This window comes from Polaribacter sp. Hel1_33_96 (genome assembly GCF_002846595.1).
GTDB lineage: Bacteria > Bacteroidota > Bacteroidia > Flavobacteriales > Flavobacteriaceae > Polaribacter.
Genome location: NZ_PJMV01000001.1, coordinates 1,702,619 through 1,718,281 on the forward strand (window position 1 = coordinate 1,702,619; position 15,663 = coordinate 1,718,281).

15 protein-coding genes are annotated in these 15,663 nt (G+C 30.1%); 6 read left to right on the top strand and 9 right to left on the bottom strand.

The genetic code is table 11. The features are described 5' to 3' along the window. Positions 1-4: 4 nt before the first annotated feature. Both ATE90_RS07575 and ATE90_RS07580 read right to left on the bottom strand, forming a co-directional pair. On the bottom strand, positions 5-1,180 hold the full coding sequence (locus tag ATE90_RS07575; protein ID WP_036785508.1) for a GlmU family protein: 1,176 nt from the start codon (positions 1,178-1,180) through the stop codon (positions 5-7). 136 nt (positions 1,181-1,316) lie between these two features. Continuing rightward, entirely contained in the window at positions 1,317-1,940 is a 624-nt protein-coding gene (locus ATE90_RS07580) for a T9SS type A sorting domain-containing protein (protein WP_101451162.1), read from the bottom strand. A gap of 217 nt (positions 1,941-2,157) precedes the next feature. Here ATE90_RS07580 and ATE90_RS07585 point away from each other — a divergent pair, with 217 nt between their 5' ends. Beyond that, complete coding sequence (locus ATE90_RS07585; RefSeq protein ID WP_036785505.1) at positions 2,158-2,724, top strand: acyl-CoA thioesterase; 567 nt, start codon at positions 2,158-2,160, stop codon at positions 2,722-2,724. Between the two features lie 97 nt (positions 2,725-2,821). Here ATE90_RS07585 and ATE90_RS07590 read toward each other — a convergent pair whose 3' ends face one another. The 5 genes from ATE90_RS07590 to ATE90_RS07610 all read right to left on the bottom strand — a co-directional run bounded on the left by ATE90_RS07590 (position 2,822) and on the right by ATE90_RS07610 (position 6,286). After that, the gene (locus ATE90_RS07590; RefSeq protein ID WP_036785502.1) at positions 2,822-3,688 is read right to left on the bottom strand and encodes a DUF5777 family beta-barrel protein; all 867 of its coding nucleotides are present in this window, start codon (positions 3,686-3,688) and stop codon (positions 2,822-2,824) included. Positions 3,689-3,698: 10 nt separating this feature from the next. Then, positions 3,699-4,244, bottom strand: coding sequence for a YceI family protein (locus ATE90_RS07595; protein ID WP_036785500.1), 546 nt, complete (start codon positions 4,242-4,244; stop codon positions 3,699-3,701). Between the two features lie 18 nt (positions 4,245-4,262). Then, positions 4,263-4,682, bottom strand: a complete 420-nt coding sequence (locus ATE90_RS07600; protein ID WP_036785496.1) for an OB-fold protein — start codon at positions 4,680-4,682, stop codon at positions 4,263-4,265. Between the two features lie 9 nt (positions 4,683-4,691). Further along, positions 4,692-5,051 (bottom strand): c-type cytochrome, encoded by a 360-nt coding sequence (locus ATE90_RS07605; RefSeq protein ID WP_036785493.1) that lies wholly within the window; start codon positions 5,049-5,051, stop codon positions 4,692-4,694. 149 nt (positions 5,052-5,200) lie between these two features. After that, positions 5,201-6,286 (bottom strand): LytR/AlgR family response regulator transcription factor, encoded by a 1,086-nt coding sequence (locus tag ATE90_RS07610; RefSeq protein ID WP_036785491.1) that lies wholly within the window; start codon positions 6,284-6,286, stop codon positions 5,201-5,203. A 139-nt stretch (positions 6,287-6,425) separates the two neighbouring features. On the opposite strand from ATE90_RS07610, the gene ATE90_RS07615 reads away from it, so the two are divergent. Genes ATE90_RS07615 through ATE90_RS07625 form a run of 3 tightly spaced genes read left to right on the top strand, consistent with a single transcriptional unit; the run spans position 6,426 to position 8,302 of the window. Then, positions 6,426-6,863 (top strand): OB-fold protein, encoded by a 438-nt coding sequence (locus ATE90_RS07615; protein ID WP_143741109.1) that lies wholly within the window; start codon positions 6,426-6,428, stop codon positions 6,861-6,863. Beyond that, complete coding sequence (locus ATE90_RS07620) at positions 6,856-7,404, top strand: YceI family protein (RefSeq protein ID WP_101451166.1); 549 nt, start codon at positions 6,856-6,858, stop codon at positions 7,402-7,404. The genes ATE90_RS07615 and ATE90_RS07620 overlap by 8 nt, the downstream gene beginning before the upstream one ends. After that, the gene (locus ATE90_RS07625) at positions 7,394-8,302 is read left to right on the top strand and encodes a DUF5777 family beta-barrel protein (RefSeq protein WP_036785487.1); all 909 of its coding nucleotides are present in this window, start codon (positions 7,394-7,396) and stop codon (positions 8,300-8,302) included. Before ATE90_RS07620 ends, ATE90_RS07625 begins: the two co-directional genes overlap by 11 nt. 254 nt (positions 8,303-8,556) lie before the next feature. Here the strand turns inward: ATE90_RS07625 and carB are convergent, their stop codons facing one another. Together carB and rpmH are read right to left on the bottom strand one after the other, a co-directional pair. Next, complete coding sequence (carB, locus tag ATE90_RS07630) at positions 8,557-11,412, bottom strand: carbamoyl-phosphate synthase large subunit (RefSeq protein ID WP_036785485.1); 2,856 nt, start codon at positions 11,410-11,412, stop codon at positions 8,557-8,559. 107 nt (positions 11,413-11,519) lie between these two features. Next, positions 11,520-11,681: a 50S ribosomal protein L34 gene (gene rpmH / locus ATE90_RS07635; RefSeq protein WP_036785483.1), complete on the bottom strand. Its 162-nt coding sequence runs from the start codon at positions 11,679-11,681 to the stop codon at positions 11,520-11,522. Between the two features lie 227 nt (positions 11,682-11,908). Here rpmH and ATE90_RS07640 point away from each other — a divergent pair, with 227 nt between their 5' ends. Then, a complete protein-coding gene (locus tag ATE90_RS07640; protein WP_036785481.1) occupies positions 11,909-13,522 on the top strand; it encodes a CTP synthase in 1,614 nt (537 codons plus the stop codon). A 170-nt stretch (positions 13,523-13,692) separates the two neighbouring features. After that, positions 13,693-15,582 (top strand): membrane protein insertase YidC, encoded by a 1,890-nt coding sequence (gene yidC / locus ATE90_RS07645; RefSeq protein ID WP_036785479.1) that lies wholly within the window; start codon positions 13,693-13,695, stop codon positions 15,580-15,582. The last annotated feature ends 81 nt before the right edge of the window (positions 15,583-15,663 follow it).

Consider the following 15,663-nt stretch of genomic DNA (forward strand, 5'->3'; position numbering starts at 1 on the left):
CTTTTTAATAATTTCTATACTGTTTAGTTTCCTCAAAAACGTGCTTTAAAATTCGTTCCTCTATAGCATCAAAAACTAAATTTCTTCGTTTCATAACAACATCTGCAACTTCAAAAACTTTATTGGTTTTATACTCTGTAAACCCTGACGCGCCTCCCCAACTGAAAGATGGTACAAAATTTCTAGGAAATCCAGGGCCAAAAATATTGACAGAAACCCCTATTACAGTCCCTGTATTGAACATTGTATTAATGCCACATTTAGAATGATCACCCATCATTAATCCACAAAATTGTAATCCTGTTTTTGCAAAACGGCCGGTTTCATAATTCCATAATTTTACTTCTGCATAATTATTTTTAAGATTCGAATTGTTTGTATCTGCGCCTAAATTACACCATTCTCCCAGAACAGAATTCCCTAAAAAACCATCATGCCCCTTGCTAGAATATCCCATTAGAACTGAATTATTTACCTCACCTCCTACTTTACAATAAGGTCCTAAAGTGGTAGCTCCATAAATTTTTGTTCCTAATTTTAATACAGAATGTTCGCACATTGCTAAAGCTCCTCGTACAACACAACCTTCCATAATTTCTGCATCTTTACCGACGTAAATCGGTCCATCAGTTGCATTTAAAAAAGCAAATGTAAGCTTTGCTCCTTCTTCAATAAATATGTTTTCTTTATTTATGTATTGAACACCTGCCGGAATTGGCTCTGAAGTTCTTCCTTCTGTAATCAATTCAAAATCTTCTTGAATCGCTTTGTCATTTAATGAAAAAATATCCCAAGTATTTTTTATTTGAAGAATGTCTTCATCAAACTCAATTTGAGTATAGTCATCAAAATTTACTTCTTCTTGAGAATCAGATGTAAAAAAAGCAATGACATCTTCACCTTTAAAAATGGCCTCATTTTTTGATAAGTTTTTCACTTTTTCAACCAAACTTTTTGTTGGACAAAAGGAAGCATTTATTAAAACATTCTGTTCCAATTCCACCATTGGATATTTTTCCTCTAAATATTCTTCTGTTACTGTTGTGGTTGTTAGGCTTAAATATTTTTCCCATTTTTCTCTAATGGTTAAAATACCTACTCTTAAATCTGCAACTGGTTTTGTATATGTAAAAGGCAACAAAGATTTTCTAACATCACCATCAAATAATATATAATTCATAAAAAAACTTTTCACAAATATAAATCTTTGCGATTTTCAAAAGGTATTTTTTTTTAGAAAAATACAATCAAAAAAAAACAAAGATTTATTACATAGATTTAAAACAAAATTTAAAATCTATTTTAAAGTAATTAGATTAAATTTTCACGAAGCGTTTAGTCGTAGAATTTTCACCATTTAGAGATGTAATTCTAACTAAATAAACCCCTTTACTTAGCCCTGAAACCAATAAAGAAGTATCATTTTTTGAAATTTGCTTCGTTAACACTTCTTTTCCCAATAAATTGAAAACTTCAATATTTAGTTTTTCAATGTTTTGAATTTTAAAATCTATAGTAAGATTAGTGTCTGTTGGGTTTGGATACATATTGATAGTTCCCAACATATCAAAAGAATCAATACTTAAAGTTCCTTCAGCAACGACAGTAATCGTTCCAAACATAGTTCCTGGATGAGGAGAACATATATAGTCATTGGTTCCTATTGAAGTAAAAATGTGCGAAAAAGTTCCTCCATTTCCAAAAAATTGGCTCTCAAAACTCTCATTAGCCGTTGATTTACTTTTTACATTGTGATTTCCGCCAGAATACCAGTTCCAAGTTACAGTATCACCAATTTCTATTGTTCTGCTCGAATTAGCATTGCCAGTTGCTGATGGAGTTGAATTAAAACTCCAATCAATATTAACAGTATTGGTGTTCTGTGATGCTAAGCTTATAGACAGCATTAGTGAAAAAATAAAAGGTAATTTTTTAATCATAATTTGTTTTTTGTTTTGTTGTATTCGTACAACTGGTTAAATTTAATGAAATAATCTATAAAACTCCAGCAAATGAAAGAAAATCAATGCTGAACTAAAATAAAAAAGAGGTAAAAGCGAAATAATGACTTTTAAAAAGGAATATTCTAAGTTAAAAATTATTCCTTTCTAGTAAATTTTTAAACTCATCGAAAAAAAAGAATTGTATTTTTGAAGTATGTCTGAAACAAAAAAGCAATTTAAGCACATTAATGAATCTCAAGTTATAATTACACAGTTAATGTTACCATCACATTCTAATTTTAGCGGAAAAATACATGGAGGTCATATTTTAAATTTAATGGATCAAATTGCCTTTGCATGCGCTTCCAAACATTCTGGAAATTATTGTGTAACAGCTTCTGTAAATAAAGTTGATTTTTTACACCCAATTGAAGTGGGTGAATTAGTTACCCTAAAAGCATCTATCAATTATTCAGGAAGAACTTCAATGGTTGTAGGCTTAAGAGTAGAATCTGAAAATATTAGAACTGGTAAAAAAAAGCATTGTAATTCTTCTTATTTTACGATGGTTGCAAAAGATGATCATGGAAAAAGTACTTTAATCCCTGGTATTATTTTAACTACAAAAGACGAAATTAGACGGTTTGCAAGAAGTATAAAAAGGCAAGAAGAAAGTAGAAATAGAACTTCTCGTTTTAGTAGTTCAGTTTTTAAAGTTGAAACATATTTACATTTATTCAAAAATAGTAATTCAAAAATCACTCTTTTGGAAAAGGAATAGATTATAAAGACTTTTACTTTTCATAATTTAAAGAGAAAGATTTTAAATTATGAAAAAAAATCTCAATTATTCATTCTTCAAAATGAAATTTAAAAAATTAAAAGGTTCTTGAAATATTGAAACCAAAGTGAATATCTCCTCCGAAGAAATCTCCAGTGTTTTCGGCAATAAAACTTTTTTCGATCATGGTAATTGCGTTTGATAAAATTAACTGAAAAACATGTCCTCCAGTTTCAATATCTACACCAAAAGCCAAAGAATTTTTAGCATTTATAGATGTAGATTCATCAAATGCAAGGTAATATTCACTATTAAATGAAACTCGTTTGCTCAGTTTTATTCGACTTCCAAAACCCAATGCAAAAATGCTATGTGGATCTTCTTCCGCTCTAACCGTATTTCTATGAATAAACGTTGGTGATAATTGCATTGAAAAAGAGGAGTTGAACTTTCTTGCAATTAAAACTTGACCTACATATGATAGGTTTTCAGAAAAAGTTCTTTTTATGAGAGGAAATTGTTCATCTTGTGTTTTTGCTGCAATACTTCCAAAAAATGAGATAGCTACAGGAAAATAATTTGCTCCTTTTCTTTGTTTTACCAAACTATATTTAAAAAAAGAATCAAAAGTTTTTTCAAAACTACTTCTTCCTAAACCCATGGTTAAATTATCAGTTACCCCATATTCTAATGCAAAACGAATATTAGATTGATCTAACCCAAAAAGCTCATCGAATCCTAAATTAATGGCTCCAAATCTATGCGAAATTATAAATTCTAACTCTTTATCCTTCCTGTTTTGTATGGAATGTCCGTTTAAAATTCTTGTCCCTTTAAACGTTGCTGTCACAATATCTTCAGTGACATTTTCTGGAGTTTCCTCATTTAAAATATCTAACAAATCGTCTTGACTGTATGCTGATATACTTATCGAAATTAGAAAAATAGCGAATAATTTTTTCATAATGATTGGTCTACTTCTTGTAAGGTTTATGATTAAAGTCGAAACTCACTTTTATTTTTTTAGCAATATTTTTAGCAACTACTGCGGGAATTTGTATGTTAAAATCATCAACTTCAATAATAAAATTGCCATCTACTAAAATCAATGCATCTGTTTTTGTGAAATTAGCATCAATTGTAATTTCCTTAGTAACCCCATGAATGGTTAACATCCCTTTTACTTGCTGCTTACTTGCAGTTGCATTAATAGTATCAAAATTTAAAATAGTCCCTTTAAAAGTGGCTTTTGGATATGTATCCGACTCCACATAATTCTCATTAAAGTGTTCTTGCATTAACGCTTTTTCAAATAAGAATGATTTCATTAGTATTTGAATTGCCATTTTACCTTTTGAGGCATCAATAATACTTAATACTTGATTATTATCTGCTGTGATATCTTCCATTGGTGCTTTAGAATAAAAGTTAATAGCACCATTTTTTGTTAAATATCGGTCTTGACTGTTGGTTACTGCTACAAACAATGAACAGCACAAAATTGTATAAAGTAGTTTCATAATTTCTGGCTTTTATAATTAATTTGTAATTTCTGACTTTACTAAAATAACATCCATTAAATAGCCTGTACAAATCCCTTTAACAATAACGATTTCCCCAACTTTTAGTTTATCCATTTTTTTTGTTGATTTTGCTGATAAATGACATAAAATACTGCCAAAATCATCATTGGTTTTCAAGGTAATGATTCCTTTTTCCTTTTCAATTCTAGTCTCCGAAATCACGCCCTTAACGGCTACAATTTTGTCCAAATATTTAGTATTTGCCGTTGTTTCATCTGCAGCAAATTCAGATAAAATTTCATTTGCAGAAATACTAATATCTGCTAATGTTTCTGCAACATCAATATGTGGTTTATTATATATTTTATAACCAACAAACGCACCGAGAATTGCAAAAATTAGGATTACGATAATAATTTTTTCCCTATTCATCATTTTTAACTATTAATTATTTAAAGCTCCTGCATCTACCCAACAACTGATTGCTGCAATTTCCTCATTTGTTAATGAACCTCCAATTGGCATTTCTTTACTGACAACTTCAGATTTTATTATGTCTGCATTTGCACTCACACCATTATATGTCTCTAGGTTTGGTGATTGTCCTCCTCCTGAACTATGGCACGTAATACAATTATTATCTATAATTTTTTTGACATCCACTGAAAAAGTAATATCCGCGCAAAGGTCTGGAGCATCAGGGTCTAAAACCTCTTCTTCATCAACATTTGTTAAGCAAGAAGAAATGAGCACAACTAATATTGTTAATAAAAACGTTTTGTAAAATTTTAGGTTATTTTTCATTTTAGTTGTTTTAAATTCTTTACCAAAGTAACTAAAATAAAAAAAAATACAAACTATGAACCTTTATAAAAGGGGAATAAAATTATTTAAAAAGGAAAATAAAGCCTTGAAAAGTAATTTAACCCTACACTTAGTTGCACCAAAAAGAACTATATATTTAACCACTGCTTAAATTCTGCAGCTTTGTTTTTACTGATTATAATCTCTTCGGATGTTTTAGATTGTAGCAATATTTTAAGTTGGCTGTTGCCATATCTTATAATTTTATCAATAGCCCTAATACTAATAATAAATTGTCTGTTCGCTCTAAAAAACAAAGTAGGATTTAAGTAAGTATACATATCATCCAAACTCATATTTGTGGTTGATTTCTTATCATCAAAACAAACAACGTAGGTAATTGTGTTCTCTGTATAAATATAGGCGATATCTTTAATAGATATAGGCACTAATTCATTTCTTATATAGGTAAGAATTCTTTGTTTTTCATTTTCTGAAGATTCTTCTATTGTGTTTTGCTCAGGTATTACTGCAACTTTCTCTTTGTAAGAAACCAAATCTATATTTAATTTAGAAAGGTTTACTACTTCCGATGTTAATGAAGAATTTTTTAATTCTAATTGTTTCTCATAAGCACTACCAATAACTCTAACCGCGATAAAAGAAAATATAATTACTAGAATACCCATAATTAAAAAAATGAGATAAAAGTTGGATTTTAATACACTCATTTGCAGAGAAATGCTTTTAATATTGACATTTGCAGCAATAATTAAATCAGAGTTTTTAATTGGAGAAATGTGGATGATTTCTGAAGTTGACGTATTACTTTTACCCATCAACAAATCAAACAAATCATCAGAATTATTCTTTTCTTTTAATGAGGATAATAATGTTTCATTAGAATTCACTTGCTCACCCACTTTAGTTTTATCTGGGTGACAAACCTCTTCTCCGCTCCAATTAAACACACTAATAAACCAGGTATCTATATCAGAATTTTCTATAATTTCTTGAATATTAGTAACAACTTCCTCCCTTTTTAATCCCGATGACAACTGAAAATCAATCAATTTTGCAAACTCACCAGCTTCTCTTTTACTAGACTCTACTTGTACTTCAATTAATTGATTTGCGCTAACTTTAATAAAATATTGTGATGCAATTAAAGCCACAACTAAAAAGATGATTGCAATAGATAAAAAAGTTAAAAAGTAAAGTTTGTCTTTTTTCATAGTTATTAAGAAAGTTGAAATATACTATATATTCTTTTCTTTCTGTCATTAATTTTTCCTCTTGAAACCTATTTTTTTCCTTTTTACAAAGATTTTTACCTACAAAAAAGATAATTTTTCTTTTCTTTGGATAGTAAAAATGAAAAGTAAAAACAATTTTTTTTTTCTGATTCTCATTCTATTAATTATTATTAATACGTACGCGTACATCTTTCCTTTATTAAAATCTTCAGAAAAAAATCTAGATAATAAAGATACAGAATTCTCTATTTCGACAAAAGACCTAATAAAGGCATATATCGCAGATGAAGAAAGATCTGATAGCTTATACGCAGATAAAATTATAGAAGTTACTGGGCATATAAAAGAAATTATGTTTTTAAACAATAGAAATACAATTATATTAAATAGTAATACTGAAAATTTTGGAGTAATTTGCGATGTAAACCCAAACCAAAAAAGAAAAATAAAACAGCTAAAAAAGCATCAAAAAATACGTGTAAAAGGAATTTGTAAAGGTTTTTTAAAAGACGTAATTTTATTAAATTGCTCAATAGATTTAATACCAAATGAATAAATTAATTCCACTATTTTTATTGTTTTTTTACTTTGTAGATTTTGGACAAGAACAATATCAATTTATTGCTAGACAAGGTCAAATTTCTTTTTTTTCCTACACTTCTGTTGAAAACATTGAAGCTAAAAATAATCAGGTTTTAAGTATCTTAGACATTGAAAAACAAGAACTTGCCATAAGCATGTTGATGCGTGCTTTTGTTTTTAAAAAGGATTTAATGTATGAACATTTTAACGAAAGTTATATTGAATCAGACATGTACCCAAAAGCAAACTTTATTGGAAAAATTATTGATTTTGATAAAAAAAACCAAAAAAAACAAATAAAAATTATTCGTGGAAAAATTACTATACATGGAATTACAAAAGAAATAGACCTTAAAACCACCATCGAAAGCATAGATAACAATTATATTTTATCAGGAAATTTTGATATTTTAGTAAATGATTTTCAAATTAAAATTCCGCCAATTTTATCCAGTAATATTGCCAAAACCATTTCTATAAAATTTAGATTTCAATACCAGCCTTATGAAGAATAAAATAATATTTCAATTCCTTACAATAGTATTTGTTTTTTTAAATTCTTCTGTAAACGGACAAGGTTTATTAGACAAATTATACAAAGAATTTCCAGACAAGCCAATTTACGAAATTGCCACATTCAAAACGACAAGAATTGGTTTAGGACATTCAATAGAGACAAGAAAAAAGGGCACTTTAGAAATATCTATCTTCAATAGATATTGGAACATTCCTAATTTTGAAGGACAACGTTTTTTAGCTGATGTTGTTAGTACACGTTATGGTTTAGATTATGCTTTTTCTGATAGTTTCACTTTTGGTTTAGGGTATACCAATCATGATGAAGTTTTGGACGGATTTCTAAAATATAAGCTTTTAAGGCAAATTAAAAATTCTAATAAAGGGTTGATAAGCATCACTTTATTACAAGGCTTTTCTCATAGAAGCATAAAGAATATAGTTGATAATTTATATCAACCAATTACTAATTCTTCAGATAAATATGCATTTACAAGTCAACTTTTAATGGCAAGAAAGTTTAATTCTAAGTTTTCTTTACAAATTACACCTACTTTTATTCACAAACAAACTAGCTCTTTAACCGAAAGTCCAAATAATCAGTTTGCCGTTGGTTTTGGGGGAAGACATAAAATTGGTAGCCATGCTTCTATTGTCTCAGAATATTTTTATGTGGTAAATCCTTTAAAAACAATTGATACGTATAATGCTTTTATGGTTGGAGTTAATTGGGAATTAAGTCATTTATTATTGCAATTTCAAATTACAAATGCAAGAAATTTTGCAGAAGACGCTTTTATTGGTCAAACTAAAAACAATTTCAATGCAAAAGATGGTAATTTTCACTTCGGATTTAATGCAACTTTTGTTTTGCAAACTAGAAAGAAAAAAATATAATTATTTTACTACTACTAAAATTTAAAATTATTCACATTAATACCTATGTGAACAATTAATAATCACGAATTTTTAAATAGTTCTTGCTGAATTTATTTTTAAGAAAAGGTTCCTTCATATATTTGTTTAAAAATAATTAATAAAACAGTTCTTTATATATAAAATTTTTTAAGAAAAAAATTTTATATACTATATTTTCATATCAAAAAAAAAGCACCCAGAGGACGCTTTTTTTTTGATAAAAATATTGAGTTTTATTTACTCAAATACATTTTACGTCTAGAGTATAAGTTGTAAAATTCATCGTCTTTTAAACTATCGATAAATAAAATACTTTCACCTGTAGATTTCATTTCTGGTCCTAGTTTCTTATTCACATTCGGAAACTTGTTAAATGAGAAAACTGGTTGTTTAATTGCATATCCATCTAATTGTGGATTAAAATCGAAATCAGTCACTTTATTATGACCTAACATTACTTTAGTCGCATAATTTACATACGGTTCTTTATAGGCTTTTGCTATAAAAGGCACGGTTCTAGAAGCTCTAGGATTTGCTTCTATAATATAAACAACATCATGTTTGATAGCAAACTGAACATTGATCAATCCGACAGTCTTTAATTCTCTCGCAATTGTATATGTATGATCTTTAATTTGCTGCATTACAAACTCACCTAAATTAAAAGCTGGCAAGGTTGCATTAGAATCTCCTGAATGAATCCCACAAGGTTCTATATGTTCCATAATTCCGATAATGTAAACATTTCCATCAGCATCACAAATTGCATCTGCTTCAGCTTCAATAGCGCCATCTAGATAATGGTCTAACAATAATTTATTACCAGGCATTCTGCCTAATAAATCTACAACATGCTCAACTAATTCTTCTTTGTTGATTACAATTTTCATTCCTTGACCCCCTAAAACATATGAAGGCCTTACTAAAATCGGAAAATCCAACTCATCGGCTAAAACCAAAGCTTCATCCGCAGTTTCTGCAATTCCGAATTCTGGATACGGAATATTATTATTTTTTAACAATGTAGAAAAACTACCTCTATCTTCTGCTAAATCTAATGCTTCAAAAGAAGTACCTATAATTTTAATACCGTATTTAGTTAATTTTTCAGCTAACTTTAATGCAGTTTGCCCACCCAACTGAACAATAACTCCTTCTGGCTTTTCATGACGAATAATATCATAAATATGTTCCCAAAAAACAGGCTCAAAGTATAATTTATCAGCAGTATCAAAATCTGTAGAAACCGTTTCAGGATTGCAATTAATCATAATTGTTTCATAACCACATTCTGCAGCTGCTAAAACTCCATGAACACAACAGTAATCGAACTCAATTCCTTGTCCAATTCTATTTGGACCAGAACCTAAAACTATTATTTTCTTCTTGTCTGTTACAATACTTTCGTTTGCAATAATAATTTCGCCATCAACAGTTTCAATTTCATTTTCAAAAGTTGAGTAATAATAAGGGGTTTTTGCTTTAAATTCAGCAGCACATGTATCTACTAATTTAAAAACACGCTGTATCTTTAAAGCATCTCTTTTTGCGTAAACCTGACTTTCCAAACAACTCAACATATGAGCTATTTGCCTATCTCCATAACCTTTCTGTTTAGCCTCTAATAATAAATCTCTTTCTATAGTCTCAATTGTATGTGTAGAAATTTCTTTTTGCAATTGAAACAACTCTTCATACTGTTTTAAATACCACATATCAATTTTTGTGATATCATAAATCTTACTCAAAGGAATTCCAATAGCTATAGCGTCATAAATCGCAAAGACACGATCCCAACTTGCGTTTGTTAATTTATCTATAATTTGGTTATAATCTGTGTAGCCTTTTCCGTCTGCACCTAAACCATTTCTTTTTATTTCTAAAGATTGAGTTGCTTTATGTAATGCTTCTTGAAAAGAACGTCCAATTCCCATTACCTCACCAACAGATTTCATTTGTAATCCTAAAGTTCTGTCTGAACCTTCGAATTTATCAAAATTCCATCGCGGAATTTTTACAATTACATAATCTAAAGTTGGCTCGAATAAAGCGGATGTAGATTTTGTAATTCCGTTTTCTAGTTCATCTAAAGAATATCCAATAGCTAATTTTGTGGCAACTTTTGCAATCGGATAACCGGTAGCTTTACTCGCTAAGGCGGATGAACGCGAAACACGTGGATTAATTTCGATGGCAATAATATCTTCTTTTTCGTCAGGAGAAACTGCAAACTGAACATTACAACCTCCTTCAAAATCACCAATAGAGCGCATCATATGAATGGCCATATCACGCATTTTCTGAAAAGTTTTATCAGACAGTGTCATTGCTGGAGCGACTGTAATAGAATCTCCTGTATGAATTCCCATTGGATCCATATTTTCAATAGAACAAATAATTACTACATTATCATTTCTATCTCGTAATAACTCTAGCTCATATTCTTTCCATCCCATCATGGCTTTATCAATCATCACTTCATGAATAGGTGATGCTTCTAAACCTCGGCTTAATAGTTCATCAAAATCTTCCGGCTTATAAACAATAGATGCCCCTGCTCCTCCTAAGGTATATGAAGATCGAATTACTAATGGAAAACCAAATTCTTGTGCAATTTCTTTTCCTTTTAAGAATGACGTTGCTGTTGCTTGAGGCGCCATTGGCACATCAATTTTCAACATTAACTCTCTAAACTGTTCTCTATCCTCAGTAACATTAATAGCATCAATATCTACACCAATTAATTTTACGCCAAAATCTTCCCAAATTCCTTTATCATCAGCTTCAATACATAAATTTAATGCTGTTTGACCACCCATCGTTGGCAAAACTGCATCAATCTGTGGATGCTCTTTTAAAATTTGAATAATTGATTTTGTTGTTAACGGTAGCAGATAAATATGATCTGCCATAGAAGGGTCAGTCATAATTGTTGCAGGATTAGAGTTAATTAAAATAGTCTCTATTCCGTCTTCACGCAAAGATCGTAAAGATTGTGATCCCGAATAATCGAATTCGCAGGCCTGACCAATAACAATCGGTCCAGATCCAATAATGAGTATGGAATTAAGGTCTTTTCTTTTTGGCATTGTAAGTTGTTGTGTTGTTTAATTTTACAAAAATAGCTAGTGCTTGGGTATAAAAAAAGGTGTTACTTAAAAAAGTAACACCTTATATATTAACAATTGTTAATCATTTATTTTTTATGTCTAGTTTCTGAAGAAACAGAAACTTTTTTTCTTCCTTTTGCTCTTCTTCGAGCTAATACTTTTCTACCATTAGCAGAAGCCATTCTTTCCATGAAACCATGTTTGTTTCTTCTCTTTCTCTTTGATGGTTGATACGTTCTTTTTGGCATTATTATGTATTTTTAATTGTCTTCTATATTATTTTTTGCTTTACAAGCTTACCTCATTAAAAGCGTGGGCAAATATACAACTGTTTTTATTTTTGACAAACAGTATTTCAAAAAAAATTAAAATATTTTTTTCCAAAATATAATCTAGCATTTTTTTTAATGTTTTTATCCTTTTTTATTTGTGATAAATACAAGAGTTAGTACTTTTGCCCAAACCTAAATTAACCATGAGTACTACTAAATACGTTTTTGTCACAGGAGGCGTAACTTCATCACTTGGAAAAGGGATAATTGCAGCTTCTTTAGCTAAATTACTCCAAGAAAGAGGCTTTTCCGTAACCATTCAAAAATTAGATCCATATATTAACATCGATCCAGGCACATTAAACCCTTATGAACACGGGGAATGTTATGTAACTGACGATGGTGCTGAAACTGATTTAGATTTAGGTCATTATGAGCGTTTTTTAAATATTCCTACAAGCCAAGCAAACAATGTTACTACGGGTAAAATTTATCAATCTGTCATAAATAAGGAAAGAAAAGGTGAATTTTTAGGAAAAACAGTTCAGGTTATTCCACATATTACAGACGAAATAAAACATAGAATTCAAATTTTAGGTGAAACTGGAGATTACGATATTGTAATTACAGAAATTGGTGGAACTGTTGGTGATATTGAATCTTTACCTTATGTTGAGTCTGTAAGACAATTACTTTGGGAGAAAGGTAATGAGAATGCGATTGTCATTCATTTAACACTAGTACCTTACTTAGCTGCTGCTGGTGAGTTAAAAACAAAACCTACACAACACTCTGTTAAAATGTTAATGCAAAGTGGTGTAAGTCCAGATATTTTAGTCTGTAGAACAGAACATCAAATTTCTGATGATATCAAAAGAAAATTAGCATTATTTTGTAATGTGAAGCAAGAAGATGTGATACAATCAATAGATGCAGAGACCATTTACGATGTGCCAAATTTAATGTTAGATGAAGGCTTAGATACTGTCGTTTTGAAGAAATTGAACTTAACGTCAAAACAAGAACCTAAATTAATAACTTGGAATAATTTTCTACAGAAGCATAAAAATCCTACTTCTGAAGTTGAAATTGCATTGATTGGAAAATATATTGAGTTACAAGACTCTTACAAATCTATTACGGAAGCTTTTATACACGCTGGTTCATCTCATGAAACCAAAGTAAATGTTAGATGGATTCATTCTGAAAGTTTAACTCCAAGTAATTACGAGAAAAAACTGAAAGGCGTTAATGGAATTTTAGTGGCTCCTGGATTTGGAGATAGAGGAATTGATGGTAAAATTAAAGCCGTTCAGTATGCGAGAGAAAATAATATTCCTTTCTTCGGTATCTGTTTAGGAATGCAAATGGCGGTAATTGAGTTTGCTAAAAACGTTTTAGGACTAAGAGATGCTTTTTCTACAGAAATGAAAAGCGATTGTTTAAACCCTGTTATTAATTTAATGGAAAGCCAAGAAAGTGTTACTGAAAAAGGCGGAACGATGCGTTTAGGTGCTTGGGATTGTAAACTTGTTAAAGAGTCAAAAACATACAAAGCCTATCAATCCGAAATGATTAGCGAACGCCACAGACATCGTTATGAATTTAATAATGACTATTTAGCACAAATTGAACTTAAGGGAATGAAGGCTGCTGGTATAAATCCAAAAACTGGGTTGGTAGAAGTTATTGAGATTCCAAGTCATCCTTGGTTTGTAGGTGTGCAATATCATCCGGAATATAAAAGTACGGTTTTAAAACCTCATCCTTTATTTGTGAATTTTATAAAAGCTGCTCTTAAACAATCTAAAAAATAATTCCTTCAATAAAATTATGTTCAGTAAAAGAAGGAATGCTTCTTGAACTATTAACAAGTATTAAATTTAGAGCAGTAAAAACGATATTAAATCTGCTTTTTAACTACATTTGTCTCCTTTTTATACTTAGTATTTCTTGATAAAATGACAAATTGACACTTAACTAACCCATGGAACAAAAAAAATTCGATCTTAATTCTTTTATAGGAATGATTCTTCTTGGAGGAATTATGCTTTGGTATTTTTATACAAATGCCCCTGAAGTTGAACCAAAAAGTACAACTATAGAACAAGTAACAGATTCATCAAATAACAGTAGCACTAAAAATGCATTTACCGATATTACACCAGCCATCGTAAACGATTCTTTGCAACAACTAGCAGCCAAAAACAGATTAGGTGCTTTTGCTTTAAGCGCTATTAATGGTTCTGATGGAAATTCTGTAATAGAAAATGAATTGGTGAAATTGACCATTGATAATAGAGGTGGACAAATTATTGAGGCTTTAATTAAAAATTATAAAACACATGATTCGCTTCCGTTATATATGATAAAGGATAATAACGCATCTTTTAACATCAATTTTGGAACCACAGATAACAGAATTCTGAATACAAAAGATTTATTTTTTGCACCAAGTTTATCGAAAAATGGGGATAACTCTGTTTTGTCTATGAAACTAAAAGTTTCTGATAATCAGTTTTTAGAATACAGATATGAAGTAAAGCCTAAAACATATCTGGTTGATTTTTCTGTCCGATCTCAAGGTTTAAGTTCTATTATTAATTCTTCAAATTCGATTAATTTAGATTGGTCTTTAACTGGCTACAGACACGAAAAAAGTATTCGTACAGAAAATACGATGTATACAGAATACTACTACAAGTCAGAAAATGATGTTGATTACTTCAAGGCTGATATAGAGGACAATGTAAATGATTTGGCTTGGGTTGCTTACAAGCAACATTTCTTCACGAGTAATTTATTAACGGACACTCCGTTTAACAGTGCTACAATTAGTGCTACTGACTTAGTGAAAGACGAAAAAATTGATACCGTTTTCACTAAAAAATTCGAATTAAAAACACCTTTAGTTTTAACAGCTGGTGAGTTAAATTATAACATGAAATGGTTTTATGGACCAAGTGATTATAATCTATTAAGTGGAGAAGAGTTCGCAGGAACCAAGTTAGACGAAATAGCAGATTTAGGTTGGGGAATTTTTGGTTTCTTAAACAGAAACTTATTCTACCCTGTATTTAATTTCTTGCAAGGCTTTATGGGGAATTTTGGTTTAATTATTATATTGATGACCATTGTCGTTCGTATTTTTATGTCTCCTTTAGTTTATAAATCGTACTTGTCAAGCGCAAAAATGAAAGTCATAAGACCTGAATTAACTGCTTTAAATGCGAAATACCCAGGAAAAGAAAACGCCATGAAGCGTCAGCAAGAAACCATGGCCATTCAAAGGAAAGCGGGAGTTAGTATGTTGTCGGGTTGTATACCTGCAGTATTACAAATGCCTGTATTTTTTGCCTTATTTAAGTTCTTTCCAACAAACTTATCTTTGAGACAAGAAAGTTTTTTATGGGCTCCAGATTTATCTTCATACGATACAGTATTCCAGCTTCCTTTTTCAATTCCATTTTATGGAGATCACGTGAGTTTATTTCCAATTCTAGCTTCGATTGCCATCTTTTTCTATATGAAAATGAATCAGAGTCAGCAAGCAAACATGCAAGCACCAGCACAAGAAGGAATGCCAGATATGGGTAAAATGATGAAGTACATGATTTACTTCTCTCCTATTATGATGTTGTTTTTCTTTAACAACTATGCAAGTTCTTTAAGTTTGTATTACTTTATTTCTAACTTGTTAACAATTGCAATTATGTTAGTAATTAAGCACTACGTCATAGATGAAGATAAAATTCACGCGCAAATAGAGGAAAACAAAAAACGTCCTGAAAAAGCAAAAAGTAAATTTCGTCAAAAAATTGATTCTGCCATGAAACAAGCACAAGAGCAGCAAGCTGCGCAAAAAAAGAAGAAATAAAAAACACTAAGGGATACAATTAAAAACCGAAGCAATGTTGCTTCGGTTTTTTTTCATTTAACACAGGTCTTTTTACTTATC